Genomic DNA, 16792 nt, shown 5'->3' with positions numbered 1-16792 from the left:
GCGGTCGGGCCGACACTGTTGCAAGGCTGAACATGAAACGTTCCCCATACTCGCTACGCTCATTGCCCCGCCGCGGGGTATCGGCCCGCCAGGGGCGGCCGGGAGCGATTTGACATGGCCGGGATCCTGATCATCGCGCACGCGCCGCTCGCCACCGCGCTGCGGGACTGCATCGCGCACATCTACGGCGGCGTGCCCGCCCGCATCGGCTGCATCGACGTGATGGCCGACAGCGATCCGGCCCAGGTGATGGCGTTCGCGCACGCGGAACTTGCGCGGCTGCGCGAAGAGAACGGCGTGGTCGTGCTGACCGACATGTACGGCGCGACGCCCGCGAACATCGCGGGCCAGCTCGCGAAGCTCGACAACGTGCGCGTGCTGGCCGGCGTGAACCTGCCGATGCTCGTGCGGGCCGTCTGCTACCGCACCGTGCCGCTCGACAAGCTGGTCGACAAGGCGCTGTCCGGCGGCGCGAAGGGCGTCCACGAGGTGTCGTCCGGCACGCCGCCGCCGCCGAGCGAAACCGGCTGCGGCCAGTGCGCGCCGATTCCGCCCGAACCGCAGCCACGCACCGAATCGCCCTGAGCCTCCGTCTCCGTTTTTCGTTTTAGACCGACCCGCCTGCGCGCGCCGCCGGCGGTCCCGACCGATCCGACCGAGAATCATGCTTCAACAAGAAACCACCATCGTCAATAAATTGGGGCTCCATGCGCGCGCATCGGCCAAGCTTACGCAACTGGCCGGCAACTTCCAGTCGGAAGTCTGGATGACACGCAACGGGCGCAAGATCAATGCGAAGAGCATCATGGGCGTGATGATGCTGGCGGCCGGCATCGGCAGCACCGTGACGATCGAGACCGAAGGTCCCGACGAGCGGGAAGCGATGGACGCGCTGCTGAAGCTGATCGCCGACAAGTTCGGCGAAGGCCAGTGATCGCGACGCGCGATCGTTGCCGTTTCCAGTCGGAATGCCGCGGATGTCGCGGCATTTTTTTCGTCGGAAGCATTGATGCGAAATGCGCAATGCTGCGCTGCATGCAGTCAACAGGGAGTCGCGGAATTTATAATCGCTAACCGGGGTCATAAGCGCATCGCAGCAGTGTGCCGCGGCTTTACTTGTACAGAGGAGGTGCGCGTGTCCTTCACGCTGCATGGCATTCCCGTCTCACGAGGTATCGCGATCGGGCGAGCGTACCTGATCGCGCCGGCGGCGCTCGACGTCGCCCATTACCTGATCGAGGTCAACCAGACCGACGCCGAGGTCGAGCGGTTCCGCACGGCGCTCGACGTCGTGCGTCGCGAGCTCGAAGCGCTGCGCGCCGACCTGACCGACGACACGCCGAGCGAAGTCGGCGCATTCATCGACGTCCACACGATGATCCTGAGCGACGAGATGCTCGTGCAGGAAACCATCGACCTGATCCGCACGCGCCGCTACAACGTCGAATGGGCGCTGACCGAGCAGCTCGAACTGCTCACGCGCCATTTCGACGACATCGAGGACGAATACCTGCGCGAGCGCAAGGCTGACATCGAGCAGGTGGTCGAGCGTGTGCTGAAGGCGCTCGCCGGCGCGCCGTCCGCGTCGCAGGCGCTCGATCGCGCGGCCCGCAACGGCACGAACGAGATGATCGTCGTCGCGCACGACATCGCGCCGGCCGACATGATGCAGTTCAAGACGCAGTCGTTCCAGGCGTTCGTCACCGATCTCGGCGGCCGCACGTCGCACACGGCGATCGTCGCGCGCAGCCTCGGCATTCCGGCCGCGGTCGGCGTCCAGCATGCGAGTTCGCTGATCCGCCAGGACGACCTGATCATCGTCGATGGCGACCAGGGCATCGTGATCGTCGATCCGGCGCCGATCGTCCTCGAGGAATACTCGTATCGCCAGTCCGAGAAGCTCCTCGAGCAACGCAAGCTGCAGCGCCTGAAGTTTTCGCCGACGCAAACCTTGTGCGGCACGAAGATCGACCTGTACGCGAACATCGAGTTGCCCGACGACGCGAAGGCGGCCGTCGAGGCCGGCGCGGTCGGCGTTGGTCTGTTTCGCTCCGAGTTCCTGTTCATGCATCAGAAGGCGATGCCGGAAGAGGAGGAGCAGTTCGCCGCATACAAGCGCGCCGTCGAGTGGATGAAGGGCATGCCGGTGACGATCCGCACGATCGACGTCGGCGCCGACAAACCGCTCGAGGCGCTCGACGAAGGCTACGAAACGGCGCCGAACCCGGCGCTCGGGCTGCGCGCGATCCGCTGGAGCCTGTCCGAGCCGCAGATGTTCCTCACGCAGTTGCGCGCGATCCTGCGCGCGTCCGCGTTCGGCCAGGTGAAGATCCTGATCCCGATGCTCGCGCATGCGCAGGAGATCGACCAGACGCTCGACCTGATCCGCGAGGCGAAACGCCAGCTCGACGACGCGGGGCTCGCATACGATCCGAACGTGCGCCTCGGCGCGATGATCGAGATTCCGGCCGCGGCGATCGCGCTGCCGCTGTTCCTGAAGCGCTTCGATTTCCTGTCGATCGGCACGAACGACCTGATCCAGTACACGCTCGCGATCGATCGCGCCGACAACGCGGTCGCGCACCTGTACGACCCGCTGCATCCGGCCGTGCTGCACCTGATCGCGTACACGTTGCGCGAGGCGAAGCGCGCGGGCGTGTCGGTGTCGGTGTGCGGGGAGATGGCGGGCGACCCGGCGCTCACGCGCCTGTTGCTCGGGATGGGGCTCACCGAGTTCTCGATGCACCCGAGCCAGTTGCTCGTCGTGAAGCAGGAGATCCTGCGCGCGCACCTGAAGGCGCTCGAGAAGCCGACGGCCGACGTGCTGGCCGCGTTCGAGCCGGAAGAAGTGCAGGCGGCGCTGCAGCGGCTGTCGGTCGCCGAGCCGCGCGCGGATGCGGCCGCGTAGGCGTTTTCGCCGCCGCTAACGGTAGAGAAGTGTCACGCATGCGCGCTCTGGCGCATGCCCGTCGCGCGTCAGTGCCGGCCCCCGCACACGGGGCAGTCGGCCTGGCGCGCGATCTTCATCGTCGTCCATTCCATTCGCAGCGAATCGAGCATCATCAGCCGCCCGCTGAGCGTCTTGCCGATGCCGCCGATCACGCGCAGCGCCTCGGCCGCCTGCATCGCGCCGATGATCCCGACGGTCGGCGCGAACACGCCCATCGTCGCGCACGCGACTTCCTCGAACGGCTGGTCTTCCGGGAACACGCACGCATAGCAGGGCGCGGCTGCGTCGCGGAAATCGAACGTGCTGATCTGGCCGTCGAAGCGCAGGGCGGCGCCCGACACGAGCGGCACGCCGTGCGCGACGCATGCGCGGTTGATCGCATGCCGCGTCGCGAAGTTGTCGGTGCAGTCGAGCACGACGCTCGCGTGCGGCACGTGCGCATCGAGCCACGCGTCGTCGACGCGCGCCGCGACCGCGTTCACCGTCACCTCGGGATTCAGCTGCGCGAGCGCGTCGCGCCCCGATTCGACCTTGCTGCGGCCGACCGACGCCGTCCCGTGCAGGATCTGCCGCTGCAGGTTCGTGAGGTCGACCGTATCGGCGTCGACGAGCGTGAGCGTGCCGACCCCCGACGCCGCGAGATACATCGCGGCCGGCGAGCCGAGGCCGCCCGCGCCGACGACGATCGCATGCGCATCGAGAAAGCGCTGTTGCGCATCGATGCCGATTTCGTCGACGAGGATGTGGCGGGAATAGCGAAGGAGTTGATCGTCGTTCATGGGGAATCGTGAGCGAGGCGGGCGGACGTTCGTTATTTTAGGCGCGCATGAAAAACGGGCCATCGCGATCTTCCCGCGATGGCCCGTTGGATGCCGCCCGGCGCTTACTGCGGCGCCGACGCGGGCTTCGGTGCGGAAGCCGGCTTCGCGGCGCTCGCGCCCGATGCCTTCGCCGCCGTGGCGGCCTTGGCGGCCGGGCCCTTCGTCGTGCTCTCGGCGAGCAGCGACTTCGACGCCTGGACCGGCTTGCCTTCGAGCTTGTTGAGCGCCTGCTGCATCATGAAGTCGTCGGCGCTGCCGAACTCGATCGGCTTGCGATCGCGATCCTTCTGGCGTTGCTCCGGCGTCTTCTTGTCGTTCTGCTCCTCGAGAATGCGCAGCTGATCCAGCCGGCGCTGCTCGCGCTCTTCCTGTTCCTTCTTCTCGTTCGGGTCCTGCGTGTTCGCGAGGTGGTTCGTGTAGTCGACCTCGCGCGTCACGAGCACGTCGTCCGGATCGCCGTCCGCGTACTGATCGACCGGCACGTCCGGCGTGATGCCCTTGTTCTGGATCGAACGGCCGCTCGGCGTGTAGTAGTACGCGGTGGTCAGGCGCAGCGCGGTGTCGGCCGTCATCGGGCGGACCGTCTGCACCGAACCCTTGCCGAACGTCGTCTTGCCCATGATCTGCGCGCGCTTCGAATCCTGCAGCGCACCGGCGACGATTTCCGACGCGGACGCCGAATACGCGTTCGTCAGCACGATCATCGGCACGGTCTTGAAGACCGGCGGCAGGTTCTTCAGCGGATCGCCGTCGAAGGACGGCAGGCGATAGTTGTCGTACGTATCGCGGTAGACCTGCTTCGAATCGGGGATCTGGCCGTTGGTCGACACGACGACCGAGTCGGGCGGCAGGAACGCGCCGGCCACGCCGACCGCGCTCTGCAGCAGGCCGCCGCCGTTGTTGCGCAGGTCGAGGATCAGGCCCTTCAGGTTCGGCTGCTGGCGCGCGATGTCCTGCAGCTTCTGCGCGAGATCGGGTGTCGTGCGCTCCTGGAAGCTCGTGATGCGGACGTACGCGTAGCCCGGATCGAGCATCTTCATCTTCACGCTCTGGACCTTGATGATCGCGCGCGTGACGGTGACCGGGAACGTGCGGTCGTCGCTCTTGCGGAAGATCGTCAGCGTGACCTTGGTGCCCGGCTCGCCGCGCATCTGCTTGACGGCCTTGTCGAGCGTCATGCCGCGCACCGGCTTGTCGTTGATGCGCGTGATCAGGTCGCCCGGACGGATGCCGGCGCGGAACGCGGGCGTATCCTCGATCGGCGAGATCACCTTGACGAGGCCGTCTTCCTGCGAGATCTCGATGCCGAGGCCCGCGAAGCGGCCCTTCGTCTGCTCCTGCAGTTCGTCATAGTCGGTCTTGTCGAGGAACGACGAGTGCGGGTCGAGGCTCGACACCATGCCCTTGATCGCGGCCGTCAGCAGCTTCTTGTCGTCGACCGGTTCGACGTACTCGCGCTTGATCTGCCCGAATACTTCCGCGAACAGGCGGAGCTGGTCGAGGGGAAGCGGCGCCGTGGCGGTCTGCTCGGCCGATGCGGAAACCTGCAGCGTGGCGAACACGCCCGTGGCGAGGCCCGCGGCAATCAGGCCGATGTTCTTCAAATTCATTCGCATAGAGAGTCTGGTGCGGTCGGGAAGCGCGTGGCGGTAGCGGGGATGTAGCGGACAAGTATAACTGTTCGTCCGATTACTCAGTGGAACGGCGCGAAAAGCGTCGAAAAGGCCGCTGAGGGCCCGGCCGGGGCGCCGCCGGGCGCGCTGCGGGGTTCGAAAGCGGATTCGACCGCGGCAGGGCCGGGAAGGTTCGCGCGGCGTGCGGGCCGAGGCCGGGCCCGGCGCCGCGCCGGGCGTCAGCCCGCCTTGCCCTGCTTCGCGACGGCGGCCTGCGCCTGCGCGATCGCGTCCGCGTCGCCGAGGTAGTAGTGCTTGATCGGCTTCAGGTTCTCGTCGAGTTCATACACGAGCGGTACGCCGTTCGGGATGTTCAGGCCGACGATGTCGCTGTCCGAGATGCCGTCGAGGTACTTGATCAGCGCGCGCAGCGAGTTGCCGTGCGCGGCGATCAGCACTTGCTTGCCGGCGCGCACCGCCGGCGCGATCGACTCGTTCCACAGCGGCAGCACGCGCGCGACCGTGTCCTTCAGGCATTCGGTGAGCGGCAGCTGCTCGCGCGGCACCTTCGCGTAGCGCGGATCGTTGAACGGCGCGCGCTCGTCGGTCGGCTCGAGCGCGGGCGGCGGCGTGTCGTAGCTGCGGCGCCACACGAGCACCTGCTCGTCGCCGAACTTCGCGGCCGTTTCCGCCTTGTTGAGGCCCGACAGCGCGCCGTAGTGGCGCTCGTTCAGGCGCCACGAATGGACGACCGGCAGGTACATCAGGTCCATCTTGTCCTGCACGTGCCACAGCGTGCGGATCGCGCGCTTGAGCACCGACGTGTACGCGATGTCGAACGTGTAGCCGGCCTCCTTGAGCAATTCGCCGGCCTGGTAGGCCTCGTTGCGACCCTGTTCGGTCAGGTCGACGTCGACCCAGCCGGTGAAGCGGTTTTCCTTGTTCCACGTCGATTCGCCGTGGCGGATGAGAACGAGTTTGTACATGGATCTTGCGGTCGGTAGTGAGAGGGAAGCGGGGCGCGTCGCGCGGCGCCCGGACCGGGCCCGCCATCGCGCAAGGCGGTTATTTTATAATGGCCGGATTGTCCTCATCCGATTTCTCTTTTTCCGGCGACATTCCGTGACGTTCTTTACCAATTACACGAACCTGGCCCTTATCGCGATCCTGCTGGTTTCCGGCGGCCTGCTGGCATGGCCGGCCCTGCGCCGTGGCCGCGGCGGCCTGTCGGCCGCGGAGGCGACGCAGCTCATTAATCGCCGCAACGCGGTCGTGATCGACCTGCGCACCGCGTCCGATTTCGCCGCCGGCCATCTGCCGTCGGCGCGTCAGGTCGCGGCGGGCGAGATCGGCGCGAAAATTGCGCAGGTCGCGAAGAACAAGAGCACCCCGGTGCTGCTCGTCTGCCAGAACGGCCAGCAGTCGCAGAAGGCGGCGCGCGAGGTCGAGGCGGCGGGTTACGCCGAGGTGCACGTGCTCGAGGGCGGCGTGGCCGCCTGGCAGCAGGCCGGGATGCCGGTCGTCAAACAAGGAGTGGCGAAGTGAACAAGGTTTTGATGTACAGCACGCAGGTGTGTCCGTATTGCATGCAGGCCGAGCGCCTGCTGAAGCTGCGCGGCGTCGAGCAGATCGAGAAGGTGCTGATCGATCGCGATCCGGCCCGCCGCGAGGAAATGATGACGCGCACGGGGCGCCGCACGGTGCCGCAGATCTATATCGGCGACACGCACGTCGGCGGTTACGACGATCTGTCGAAGCTCGACCGCGAAGGCGGCCTCGTGCCGCTTCTGCAAGCGGCCTGATTAGGGCAGAATGGCCGCCGGCCGCGCCGCGGGCTTGGGCGCGCAGGATTCATCCGTGGCGGCCGGCGAACAGCCGGGCCGCCCCGTCACCACTTTTAGGGAAACACCATGTCCGACGTCGAAAACCAACCGTTCTTCAACATCCAGCGCGTCTACCTGAAGGATATGTCGCTCGAGCAGCCGAATTCGCCGGCGATCTTCCTCGAGCAGGACATGCCGTCGGTTGAAGTCGAAGTCGACGTCAAGGCCGACCGCCTCGCGGAAAGCGTGTTCGAAGTCGTCGTGTCGGGTACCGTCACCGCGAAGGTGAAGGACAAGGTCGCGTTCCTGATCGAAGCGAAGCAGGCGGGCATTTTCGACATCCGCAACATTCCGGACGAACAGCTCGATCCGCTCGTCGGCATCGCGTGCCCGACGATCCTGTTCCCGTACCTGCGCTCGAACATCGCCGACGCGATCACGCGCGCCGGCTTCCCGCCGATCCACCTCGCGGAAATCAACTTCCAGGCGCTGTACGAGCAGCGTCTCGCGCAGCTTCAGCAGCAGGCCGGCGCGGCAGGTGCACCGAACGGCGCGCCGAATGGCACGACGCTGAACTGACGTTTCGCTCGGACCGGTGCTGGGTATGAAAGTAGCCGTTCTCGGCGCCGGTGCCTGGGGCACCGCGCTCGCGGGCCATCTGGCCGCGCGGCACGATACGCTTCTGTGGGCGCGCGACGCCGCGCTCATCGCCGGGCTGCAGGCCCGGCACGAAAATTCCCGCTATCTCGACGGCATCGCGCTGCCCGACGCGCTGCGCTACGACGCCGATCTCGGCGCCGCGCTCGCGCATGGCGCCGCGGACGACGCGCTGTGCGTGATCGCCGCGCCGGTGGCCGGGCTGCGCACGCTGTGTCACGCGATGCGCGACGCGGGCTGCGTGCCCGCGCACGTCGTCTGGGTCTGCAAGGGCTTCGAGGCCGACACGCATCTGCTGCCGCATCAGGTGATCGCGGCCGAGCTGCCCGAACAGCAGAGCAACGGCGTGCTGTCGGGGCCGAGCTTCGCGCGCGAGGTCGGTCAGTCGCTGCCCGTCGCGTTGACGGTGGCGAGCGCGTCGGCCGAATGCCGCGAGCGCACGCTTGCCGCGTTCCATCACGGCGCGATGCGGATCTATACGGGCGACGACGTGGTCGGCGTCGAGGTCGGCGGCGCGGTGAAGAACGTGCTGGCGATCGCGACCGGCATTTCCGACGGCCTCGGCCTCGGGCTGAACGCGCGCGCCGCGCTGATCACGCGCGGCCTCGCGGAAATGTCGCGGCTCGGCGTGGCGCTCGGCGGCCGCGCGGAAACCTTCACGGGCCTCACGGGCCTCGGCGACCTGATCCTGACCGCGACGGGCGACCTGTCGCGCAACCGCACGGTGGGCCTGCAACTGGCGGCCGGCCGCACGCTGAACGACGTCCTCGGCGCGCTCGGCCACGTGGCCGAAGGCGTGCGCTGCGCGCAGGCCGTGCTGGCGCTCGCGCGCGCGCAGTCGATCGACATGCCGATCACGCAAGCCGTGTGCGGCGTGCTGTTCGACGGGATCGCGCCGCGCGACGCCGTCAGCGGCCTGCTGCGCCGCGACGCGCGCGCCGAGTAGCACGGGCCGCGATCGCCCGGCACGATTGCGCCGGGCGCGCGGCGCCAAAGCGGACTACGCTTGAATCGTCTCCGGCGTTCCGCGAGGGTGTCATGCTGCAGATCCATTCCACCACGCTCGATGCGCAACGCGTCGACATCACGACGCTCGACGTCGATGCGATCGTCAACGCGGCGAACGGCTCGCTGCTCGGCGGGGGCGGCGTCGACGGCGCGATCCACCGCGCGGCCGGCCCCGGCCTGCTCGCCGAGTGCCGCACGCTCGGCGGCTGCGACACCGGCGACGCGAAGCTCACGCGCGGCCACGGGTTGCCTGCGCGCTACGTGATCCACGCGGTGGGGCCGGTCTGGTACGGCGGCGCACGCGGCGAAGCCGATCTGCTCGCGTCGTGCTACCGGCGCGCGATCGAACTGGCCGAAGAAGTCGCCGCGACGTCGATCGCGTTTCCGGCGATCAGTTGCGGCATTTATCGCTATCCGGCCGGCGAGGCCGTCGACATTGCAGTCGGCACCGTCGCCGAAATGCTGCCGCAGGCGCCGAGCCTCGCACGCGTGATATTCGCGTGCTTTTCCCCCGACATTTACGACCTGTACTGCGCGCGGCTCGCGCGAACCTGACGCCTTCAGCGCCGCGGGGCGCGTCCGGCGCGCGTCAGGCGCCGCCCTCGAAGCCGGCCTGGCGCCACGCCTCGAACACGACCACCGCGACCGTGTTCGACAGGTTCAGGCTGCGGTTGTCCGGCCGCATCGGCAGGCGCACGCGCTGTTCGTTCGGGAAGCGTTCGAGCAGCTCGGCGGGCAGGCCGCGCGTTTCCGAGCCGAACACGAACCAGTCGCCGGGCAGGAACGCGTGATCGTGGAAGCGGCCCGAGCCGCGCGTCGTGAACGCAAATATCCGCGCGGGATCGGGCACTTCGGCGGCGACGAACGCGTCCCAGTCGCGGTGCACGCGCATCTGCGCATACTCGTGATAGTCGAGGCCGGCGCGACGCATCCGCGCGTCGTCGAGCGGAAAGCCGAGCGGCTCGATCAGGTGCAGGTGCGCGCCGGTGTTCGCGCACAGGCGGATCACGTTGCCGGTGTTCGGCGGAATTTCGGGGGCGACGAGGACGACGTTGAACATGTTTCGGTTTGGCTGGGCCGACGGGGCCGCGCGATGCGCGCGGGTTCCCGGCCGGCCGGTTCGTGACGGCCGCCTGCGGGCGGCCGGCCTCTCTATCTAATTAATCCCTGGCGGTGCGCAGCGCAACCAGATTCGTCACGCGCACGGCGCCCGCCGCCTTCAGCGCCTGCGCGGCCGCCGCGAGCGTCGCGCCGGACGTCATCACGTCGTCGACGAGCGCGACGTGGCGGCCGGCGACGCCGCCTGCCACCGCGAAAGCCGCCATCACGTTGTCGCGCCGTGCGTGCCGGTCGAGCCGCGACTGCGGCGCGGTGTCGGCGACGCGCGCGAGCAAGGCTGCGTCCGCCGGCACGCGGAGCCGGCGCGCGAGCGGACGCGCGATCGCCCACGCCTGGTTGTAGCCGCGCGCGACGAGTCGCCGGTGCGACAACGGCACCGGCGCGACGAGATCGAAGCCGCTCGCGCCGCGCGTATCGTCGACCAGCCGCGCCAGCCGGGCCGCGAATTCGCCGCCGAGCGCGAGCCGTGCGTGAAACTTCAGGCCGCGCGCGAGCTCGTCGAGCGGCGCGCGGTAATCGGCGAGCGCGAGCGTCGCGTCGAACGGCGGCGGCGCGGTGCAGCACGTTTCGCACCGGTACGCGGACGTGCTACCGACGCCGCTGCGACCGCCGCCGCGTGACCGCGCGTGCCCGACACCGAGCGGCACCGCGCAAACCTCGCAGCGCAGCCGCGCTTCATTCCAGTACGCGGCATCGCAGGCGCCGCATATCACCGCGTGTGACAAATTGCCGCACAATGCGCAGCGATTCGGCAGCGTGACCGCGGCGACGCGCACGACCAGCGCGCGAACCTGCGACAAAACGACGCGCATCGTGCGCTCGGCGGAACCGCGGACCATCGCAACACTCCTGGCATGCCGCCTCAATGAAGCTTGCGAGGCGAGCGAGTATACTTCGGGCTCTTCGCCAGTGTGCCCGACATGTCCCCAGCTTCGACTTCCACCGGCCGTCCGGCCAATGACGCCAGGCGCCTGCGGCGGATCTTCGACCGCCGTGCCGCCACGTTCGACGCGGTTGCGTTCCTGCCGCGCGAGATCGCGCAGCGGATGAACGAGCGCCTCGAATACATCAAGGTGAGCCCCGCGGCCGTGCTGGACGCGGGCTGCGGCCCGGGCGACGACCTGCCGGCGCTGCGCGCGCGCTTTCCGGAAGCGCCGGTGTTCGGCGTGGACCTGTCCGGCGCGATGCTCGCGCGGGCCGGTCAGCGCGAGGTCGAGCAGACCACCTGGCGCCGCTGGCTGCCGGCGTCGCTCGGCCGGGCGCTGGGCCAGCGCGGCCCGCGCGTCGCGCAGGCCGACTTCGCCGCGCTGCCGTTTGCCGGCGGCGCGTTCGACCTGATCTGGTCGAATCTCGCGCTCCACTGGCATTCGCGTCCCGATACCGTCTTCCCCGAATGGCAGCGCGTGCTGCGCGTCAATGGGCTGCTGATGTTCAGCACGCTCGGCCCCGACACGCTGCGCGAGCTGCGCGCGGCCTGCGCGGACGCCGAAGCGGCGCTCGGCGTCGCGCCGCCCGCCGCGCGCGTGATCGATTTCGTCGACATGCACGACCTCGGCGACATGCTCGTCGAGAGCGGCTTCGAAATTCCCGTGATGGACCAGGAAGTGCTGACCGTCACCTACCAATCCCCCGATACGCTGCTCGCCGACGTGCGCCGCTGGGGCGCCTATCCGTTCGAGCGCACGGCGCCGCAGCATGCGACGCGGCGCTTTCGCGCGGCGCTCGGCGATGCGCTCGACGCGCGCCGGCGCGAGGACGGCACGATCCCGCTCACGTTCGAGGTGATCTACGGCCACGCATGGAAGGCCGTGCCGCGCACGACCGCGGAAGGGCACGGGATCGTGCGCATCGAGGACATCGGCAAGGGGCGTCCGAAGAATCGGTAAAGCGGTAAAGAGGGGTTTTGTTATGTCCGAAATTAGCGGCGCAAAGCGGGGTCGAATTGGCGGCAAAAACGGCCGGAAAGCTTGTCGCGCTTGGCTTGGCGGGCGATAGGCGCTTGCTTGTGGATGCCATTGAACCCGCCTATAATGCGTCAGCTTGTCGTCCCGGGGTCCCCGCAATACGGGGCGACGAGTCCGATGCAGGCATGCATCGCATGCCATTCGCGTGAGGCGGCGATGGAAGCAGCGAGCGTTTTGGCGAAGACGGCGGACAGCGAACCGGTCCTCGAAGACTGGCTGATGAAACGCAACTGTTCGGTGTCGCCACGCCAGTTCGTGCTGTTTTATGCGTCGCTCGCGGGCTTCTCGCTGGCGATCGCGGCGTTGCTGATGTGGAGAGGGGCCTGGCTCGTCATGCCCTTCACCGGCATCGAGCTGCTGGCGGTGGGTGTCGCATTTGCGATCTATGCTCGCCATGCGGTCGATTACGAGCGCATCAGGCTGTTTCCGCACCGGCTCGTGATCGAGCGGATGGATGCGGAGCGGCTCACGCAGATCGAATTCAACCCGCGCTGGGTGCGGGTCGAGCCGGGTGCGACGCCACGCGATCCGATTCGACTGGTATCGCGCGGGCAGACCGTCGTAATCGGGCAGCATCTCGCGCAGTACAAGCGTGCGCAGTTCGCCGACGAACTGCGCGTGTCGCTCAGGCGCTGCGGCTGACGAGGCGCAGTCATCGGCCGGAACGGGCCGGTGCTTGCGACGGGGGAGGGTTTGAATGGAAATTTTGGGTAAGGATGCTATGAAAACAATCAAGCGAGCCCTCGCGGGCGTGCTGGCATGCAGCGGATTGCTCTTTGCCGGTGCGGCCCTGGCGGTCGGTGATAGCCCGGGCGGCCCCCGTGTCAACGAGATCAACTTTCAGCCGCCTGTCACGAAGATCGCCGAGGAGCTCTACGATCTCCACACGATGATGCTGATCCTGTGTACGGTGATCTTCGTCGGCGTGTTCGGCGTGATGTTCTATTCGATCTTCGCGCACCGCAAATCCAAGGGCCACAAGGCCGCCAATTTCCATGAAAGCACGACCGTCGAGATCATCTGGACGATCGTGCCGTTCGTCATCGTCGTGCTGATGGCGCTGCCGGCGACGAAGGCCGTCGTCGCGATGAAGGACACGACGAACGCCGATCTCACGATCAAGGTCACCGGCTACCAGTGGAAGTGGGGCTACGACTACGTGAAGGGCCCGGGCGAGGGCATCGGCTTCCTGTCGACGCTGACCACCCCGCGCGACGAAGTGATGGGCAAGAAGCCGATCACCGACACCTATCTGCAGGAAGTCGACAATCCGCTCGTCGTGCCGGTCAACAAGAAGATCCGCATCATCACGACCGCGAACGACGTCGTCCACTCGTGGTACGTGCCCGCGTTCGGCGTGAAGCAGGATGCGATCCCCGGCTTCGTGCGCGACACGTGGTTCAAGGCCGACAAGGTCGGCACGTTCCGCGGTTTCTGTACCGAGCTGTGCGGCAAGGAACACGCGTACATGCCGGTCGTAGTCGAAGTCCTGTCGGACGACGACTACGCGAAGTGGGTCACCGCGCAGAAGGCGAAGCTGGCCGGCGCGGCGGTCGATCCGAACAAGGTCTACACGATGGCCGAACTCGTCGCGCACGGCGAGGAAGTCTACAAGGCGAACTGCGCGGCCTGCCACCAGGTGAACGGCAAGGGCCTCGGCGCATTCCCGGCGATGGACGGCAGCCCGATCGTGAACGGCCCGATCGCCGCGCACGTCGAGCGCGTGCTGCACGGCAAGGGCGCGATGCCGTCGTGGGCGTCGCTGTCGGACCTCGACATCGCTTCGGTCGTCACGTACGAACGCAACTCGTGGGGCAACCACAAGAACGACCTGCTGCAGCCGAAGCAAGTGGCCGACGCACGCAACGGCAAGCTGCCGGAAGACACGGCAGGCGCGGCGACGGCAACGGCCCCGGCCGAAGCGGCTTCGGCGCCGGCGCAAGCCGCGTCGGGCGCCGAGCAGCCGGCGGCAGCGGCATCGGCCGCGCTGTCGACGATCTACTTCGAGACGGGCAAGAGCGTGCTGCCGGCCGACGCGAAGGCGGCGATCGCCGCCGCGGCCGACTATGCGAAGGCGCATCCGGACGCGAAGCTCGCGCTGTCGGGCTTCACCGACAAGACGGGCTCGGCCGACGCGAACGCCGAACTGGCGAAGCATCGGGCGCAGGCCGTGCGCGATGCGCTGAAGGCAGCAGGCGTGGCGGAAGACCACATTATTCTCAAAAAGCCGGAAACGATCACGGGCGGGGCTGACGCGAAGGAAGCCCGGCGTGTCGAGATCGGCCCGGCGGCTTGACGTGTCGCTGAGTTAGTCGACGTATTCGCATTAGGAGATTCTCATGTCTAGCATCGGGCACGACGTAGCCGCGGACCACGCGCACGACGACCACGCGCACGAAGCCCCGCACGGCTGGCGTCGCTGGCTGTTCGCCACCAACCACAAGGACATCGGTACGCTGTACCTGCTGTTCTCGTTCATCATGTTCCTGTCGGGCGGCGTGATGGCGCTCGGCATCCGTGCCGAGCTGTTCGAGCCGGGCCTGCAGATCATGCGTCCGGAGTTCTTCAACGAACTCACGACGATGCACGGCCTGATCATGGTGTTCGGCGCGATCATGCCGGCGTTCGTCGGCTTCGCGAACTGGATGATTCCGCTGCAGATCGGCGCATCCGACATGGCGTTCGCGCGGATGAACAACTTCAGCTTCTGGCTGCTGCCGGTCGCGGCCGTGCTGCTGGTCGGCTCGTTCTTCGCGCCGGGCGGCGCGACGGCCGCCGGCTGGACGCTGTACGCACCGCTGTCGACGCAGATGGGCCCGGGCATGGACTTCGCGATCTTCGCGGTCCACATCATGGGCGCGTCGTCGATCATGGGCGGGATCAACATCGTCGTGACGATCCTGAACATGCGCGCACCGGGCATGACGCTGATGAAGATGCCGATGTTCGCGTGGACGTGGCTGATCACCGCGTACCTGCTGATCGCCGTGATGCCGGTTCTGGCAGGCGCGATCACGATGGTGCTGTTCGACCGCCACTTCGGCACGTCGTTCTTCAACGCGGCAGGCGGCGGCGACCCGGTGATGTACCAGCACATCTTCTGGTTCTTCGGCCACCCCGAGGTGTACATCATGATTCTGCCGGCGTTCGGGATCGTGTCGCAGGTGATCCCGGCGTTCGCACGCAAGACGCTGTTCGGCTATAGCTCGATGGTGTACGCGACGGCGTCGATCGCGATCCTGTCGTTCATGGTCTGGGCGCACCACATGTTCGCGACGGGCATGCCGGTCACCGGCCAGCTGTTCTTCATGTACGCGACGATGCTGATCGCGGTGCCGACGGGCGTGAAGGTGTTCAACTGGCTCGCGACGATGTGGCGCGGCTCGATGACGTTCGAAACCCCGATGCTGTTCGCGATCGGCTTCCTGTTCGTGTTCACGTTCGGCGGCCTGACGGGCCTGATGCTCGCGATGGCGCCGCTCGACATCCAGTATCACGGCACCTACTTCGTGGTCGCGCACTTCCACTACGTGCTGGTGGCCGGTTCGCTGTTCGCGCTGTTCTCGGGCTGGTACTACTGGGCGCCGAAGTGGACGGGCTGGATGTACAACGAGACGCGCGGCAAGATCCACTTCTGGGCGTCGATGATCTTCTTCAACCTGACGTTCTTCCCGATGCACTTCGTCGGTCTCGCGGGCATGCCGCGCCGCTATGCGGACTACCCGGCGCAGTTCACGGACTTCAACCAGGTGGCGACGATCGGCGCATTCGGCTTCGGCCTCGCGCAGGTGTACTTCCTGTTCGCGGTCGCGCTGCCGGCCTACCGCGGCGGCGGCGACCTGGAAAAGGCGTCGGACAAGCCGTGGGATGGCGCGACGGGCCTCGAGTGGACGGTGCCGAGCCCGGCTCCGTTCCACACGTTCGAGCAACCGCCGCACGTCGAGTAAGTTTCACCGAGCGTTCCGCCGCTGCCTGCCGCGCAGGCAGGCGCGGCGGGCGCGGAACGGAAGTTTCAGCGAAGTTTCAGATGACCCGGAATCCATCAGAAAGACGAACGCCCGAGCAGATTCGCGCGGGCAACAAGCGGCTCGGCCTCACCCTGCTCGTCATCGCCGCCGTTTTTTTCGTGGGTGTCGTGATCAAGCAGTGGTGGCTGTCCACCCACTGATGCAGCAACTGACGCAGTAGCGAGGAAGTCGTCGTATGTCGAAGCCGGAAGAGCCGGAAGCGGGCGCCGTGGATCGCGCGTTCAATCGTTCGATGCTGGTGAAGCTCTTCGTCGTGGCCGGGCTGATGTTCGGTTTCGGCTTCGCGCTGATCCCGATGTATCGGGCGATTTGCCAGATCACCGGCATCAACAACCTGGTGCAGCGCGATGTCAGCGAGCGCGAGGTGAAGAACTCGCAGGTCGACACCAGCCGCACGGTGTCGGTCGAGTTCGATGCGAACGCACGCGGGCCGCTCGGGTTCAAGCCGGAGCACAACAGCCTCGACGTGCATCCGGGCGAACTGACGACGATCGTGTACGACGTGACGAACGGGCAGGGCCGGCCGGTCGTCGCGCAGGCGATTCCGAGCTACGCGCCGAAGCAGGCGACCGAGTTCTTCAAGAAGATCGAATGCTTTTGCTTCACGCAGCAGACGCTGACCGCGAACGAGTCGCGCAAGATGCCGGTGGTGTTCGTGATCGACCCGAAATTGCCGAAGGACGTGAAGACGATCACGTTGTCGTACACGTTCTTCGAGCTGAATACCCCGGCCACGCCGGCGCCGGCGCAGCGCAGTACGGCGGCGCAGGGTGCGGCGAAGCCGGACGCATGACGAAGGAGACGGGGCG

The 16792-nt window shown here is 67.2% G+C and carries 19 protein-coding genes; 14 read left to right on the top strand and 5 right to left on the bottom strand.

Annotated features, from left to right (window positions below; all coding sequences use genetic code 11):
- The first annotated feature begins 114 nt into the window (after positions 1–114).
- The 3 genes from GJG85_RS15120 (at position 115) to ptsP (ending at position 2908) form a co-directional block, all read left to right on the top strand.
- Positions 115–585 carry a PTS fructose transporter subunit IIA gene (locus GJG85_RS15120; protein WP_050014761.1) on the top strand — a complete coding sequence of 157 codons (471 nt, stop codon included), beginning with the start codon at positions 115–117 and terminating at the stop codon, positions 583–585.
- Positions 586–664: 79 nt separating this feature from the next.
- Positions 665–934, top strand: coding sequence for an HPr family phosphocarrier protein (locus GJG85_RS15115; RefSeq protein WP_006477716.1), 270 nt, complete (start codon positions 665–667; stop codon positions 932–934).
- A 201-nt stretch (positions 935–1135) separates the two neighbouring features.
- The gene (gene ptsP, locus GJG85_RS15110) at positions 1136–2908 is read left to right on the top strand and encodes a phosphoenolpyruvate--protein phosphotransferase (RefSeq protein ID WP_050014919.1); all 1773 of its coding nucleotides are present in this window, start codon (positions 1136–1138) and stop codon (positions 2906–2908) included.
- Positions 2909–2976: 68 nt separating this feature from the next.
- On the opposite strand, the gene moeB is transcribed toward ptsP, so the two are convergent.
- From moeB to gpmA, 3 genes are all read right to left on the bottom strand, one after another.
- Positions 2977–3729, bottom strand: a complete 753-nt coding sequence (moeB, locus tag GJG85_RS15105; RefSeq protein ID WP_050014775.1) for a molybdopterin-synthase adenylyltransferase MoeB — start codon at positions 3727–3729, stop codon at positions 2977–2979.
- A gap of 104 nt (positions 3730–3833) precedes the next feature.
- Positions 3834–5387: a S41 family peptidase gene (locus GJG85_RS15100; RefSeq protein WP_050014777.1), complete on the bottom strand. Its 1554-nt coding sequence runs from the start codon at positions 5385–5387 to the stop codon at positions 3834–3836.
- Positions 5388–5623: 236 nt separating this feature from the next.
- A complete protein-coding gene (gene gpmA / locus GJG85_RS15095) occupies positions 5624–6370 on the bottom strand; it encodes a 2,3-diphosphoglycerate-dependent phosphoglycerate mutase (RefSeq protein ID WP_050014779.1) in 747 nt (248 codons plus the stop codon).
- Between the two features lie 136 nt (positions 6371–6506).
- Between gpmA and GJG85_RS15090 the strand changes: the two genes are divergently transcribed.
- The 5 genes from GJG85_RS15090 (at position 6507) to GJG85_RS15070 (ending at position 9427) form a co-directional block, all read left to right on the top strand.
- Positions 6507–6929, top strand: coding sequence for a rhodanese-like domain-containing protein (locus GJG85_RS15090; RefSeq protein ID WP_050014781.1), 423 nt, complete (start codon positions 6507–6509; stop codon positions 6927–6929).
- The gene (gene grxC / locus GJG85_RS15085; protein WP_006477722.1) at positions 6926–7186 is read left to right on the top strand and encodes a glutaredoxin 3; all 261 of its coding nucleotides are present in this window, start codon (positions 6926–6928) and stop codon (positions 7184–7186) included. The genes GJG85_RS15090 and grxC overlap by 4 nt, the downstream gene beginning before the upstream one ends.
- Positions 7187–7294: 108 nt before the next feature.
- Entirely contained in the window at positions 7295–7786 is a 492-nt protein-coding gene (gene secB / locus GJG85_RS15080) for a protein-export chaperone SecB (RefSeq protein WP_006481561.1), read from the top strand.
- Between the two features lie 25 nt (positions 7787–7811).
- On the top strand, positions 7812–8810 hold the full coding sequence (locus tag GJG85_RS15075; RefSeq protein ID WP_050014785.1) for an NAD(P)H-dependent glycerol-3-phosphate dehydrogenase: 999 nt from the start codon (positions 7812–7814) through the stop codon (positions 8808–8810).
- 92 nt (positions 8811–8902) lie between these two features.
- Entirely contained in the window at positions 8903–9427 is a 525-nt protein-coding gene (locus tag GJG85_RS15070; protein WP_050014787.1) for an O-acetyl-ADP-ribose deacetylase, read from the top strand.
- A 34-nt stretch (positions 9428–9461) separates the two neighbouring features.
- Here the strand turns inward: GJG85_RS15070 and trmL are convergent, their stop codons facing one another.
- Both trmL and GJG85_RS15060 read right to left on the bottom strand, forming a co-directional pair.
- A complete protein-coding gene (trmL, locus tag GJG85_RS15065; protein WP_050014789.1) occupies positions 9462–9932 on the bottom strand; it encodes a tRNA (uridine(34)/cytosine(34)/5-carboxymethylaminomethyluridine(34)-2'-O)-methyltransferase TrmL in 471 nt (156 codons plus the stop codon).
- 100 nt (positions 9933–10032) lie between these two features.
- The gene (locus GJG85_RS15060) at positions 10033–10830 is read right to left on the bottom strand and encodes a phosphoribosyltransferase family protein (RefSeq protein ID WP_050014792.1); all 798 of its coding nucleotides are present in this window, start codon (positions 10828–10830) and stop codon (positions 10033–10035) included.
- A gap of 81 nt (positions 10831–10911) precedes the next feature.
- On the opposite strand from GJG85_RS15060, the gene GJG85_RS15055 reads away from it, so the two are divergent.
- The 6 genes from GJG85_RS15055 (at position 10912) to GJG85_RS15030 (ending at position 16776) form a co-directional block, all read left to right on the top strand.
- Entirely contained in the window at positions 10912–11877 is a 966-nt protein-coding gene (locus GJG85_RS15055) for a methyltransferase domain-containing protein (RefSeq protein WP_050014794.1), read from the top strand.
- A gap of 195 nt (positions 11878–12072) precedes the next feature.
- Entirely contained in the window at positions 12073–12597 is a 525-nt protein-coding gene (locus tag GJG85_RS15050; protein ID WP_050014795.1) for a DUF2244 domain-containing protein, read from the top strand.
- Between the two features lie 55 nt (positions 12598–12652).
- A complete protein-coding gene (coxB, locus tag GJG85_RS15045) occupies positions 12653–14251 on the top strand; it encodes a cytochrome c oxidase subunit II (RefSeq protein ID WP_124556152.1) in 1599 nt (532 codons plus the stop codon).
- Positions 14252–14294: 43 nt separating this feature from the next.
- Positions 14295–15902: a cytochrome c oxidase subunit I gene (ctaD, locus tag GJG85_RS15040; protein ID WP_050014798.1), complete on the top strand. Its 1608-nt coding sequence runs from the start codon at positions 14295–14297 to the stop codon at positions 15900–15902.
- An 80-nt stretch (positions 15903–15982) separates the two neighbouring features.
- On the top strand, positions 15983–16123 hold the full coding sequence (locus tag GJG85_RS15035; protein ID WP_089435671.1) for a cytochrome oxidase small assembly protein: 141 nt from the start codon (positions 15983–15985) through the stop codon (positions 16121–16123).
- A gap of 35 nt (positions 16124–16158) precedes the next feature.
- A complete protein-coding gene (locus GJG85_RS15030) occupies positions 16159–16776 on the top strand; it encodes a cytochrome c oxidase assembly protein (RefSeq protein ID WP_050014800.1) in 618 nt (205 codons plus the stop codon).
- Positions 16777–16792: the final 16 nt, after the last annotated feature.

It is taken from the genome of Burkholderia sp. MS389, from assembly GCF_016899425.1.
Taxonomy (GTDB): domain Bacteria; phylum Pseudomonadota; class Gammaproteobacteria; order Burkholderiales; family Burkholderiaceae; genus Burkholderia; species Burkholderia sola.
The sequence above is the reverse complement of the archived record's forward strand: the minus strand, read 5'-3'. Positions and strand labels throughout refer to the sequence as shown.

Excerpts from the sequence above, each read along its gene's own strand:
- GJG85_RS15120 (WP_050014761.1), top strand. The coding sequence starts at position 115 with ATGGCCGGGATCCTGATCATCGCGCACGCGCCGCTCGCCACCGCGCTG.
- GJG85_RS15050 (WP_050014795.1), top strand. The coding sequence starts at position 12,073 with ATGCAGGCATGCATCGCATGCCATTCGCGTGAGGCGGCGATGGAAGCA.
- GJG85_RS15100 (WP_050014777.1), bottom strand. The coding sequence starts at position 5,387 with ATGCGAATGAATTTGAAGAACATCGGCCTGATTGCCGCGGGCCTCGCC.
- GJG85_RS15035 (WP_089435671.1), top strand. The coding sequence starts at position 15,983 with ATGACCCGGAATCCATCAGAAAGACGAACGCCCGAGCAGATTCGCGCG.
- GJG85_RS15075 (WP_050014785.1), top strand. The coding sequence starts at position 7,812 with ATGAAAGTAGCCGTTCTCGGCGCCGGTGCCTGGGGCACCGCGCTCGCG.
- moeB (WP_050014775.1), bottom strand. The coding sequence starts at position 3,729 with ATGAACGACGATCAACTCCTTCGCTATTCCCGCCACATCCTCGTCGAC.
- GJG85_RS15115 (WP_006477716.1), top strand. The coding sequence starts at position 665 with ATGCTTCAACAAGAAACCACCATCGTCAATAAATTGGGGCTCCATGCG.
- GJG85_RS15030 (WP_050014800.1), top strand. The coding sequence starts at position 16,159 with ATGTCGAAGCCGGAAGAGCCGGAAGCGGGCGCCGTGGATCGCGCGTTC.
- GJG85_RS15060 (WP_050014792.1), bottom strand. The coding sequence starts at position 10,830 with ATGGTCCGCGGTTCCGCCGAGCGCACGATGCGCGTCGTTTTGTCGCAG.
- coxB (WP_124556152.1), top strand. The coding sequence starts at position 12,653 with ATGGAAATTTTGGGTAAGGATGCTATGAAAACAATCAAGCGAGCCCTC.
- GJG85_RS15070 (WP_050014787.1), top strand. The coding sequence starts at position 8,903 with ATGCTGCAGATCCATTCCACCACGCTCGATGCGCAACGCGTCGACATC.
- trmL (WP_050014789.1), bottom strand. The coding sequence starts at position 9,932 with ATGTTCAACGTCGTCCTCGTCGCCCCCGAAATTCCGCCGAACACCGGC.
- ctaD (WP_050014798.1), top strand. The coding sequence starts at position 14,295 with ATGTCTAGCATCGGGCACGACGTAGCCGCGGACCACGCGCACGACGAC.
- gpmA (WP_050014779.1), bottom strand. The coding sequence starts at position 6,370 with ATGTACAAACTCGTTCTCATCCGCCACGGCGAATCGACGTGGAACAAG.
- secB (WP_006481561.1), top strand. The coding sequence starts at position 7,295 with ATGTCCGACGTCGAAAACCAACCGTTCTTCAACATCCAGCGCGTCTAC.
- GJG85_RS15055 (WP_050014794.1), top strand. The coding sequence starts at position 10,912 with ATGTCCCCAGCTTCGACTTCCACCGGCCGTCCGGCCAATGACGCCAGG.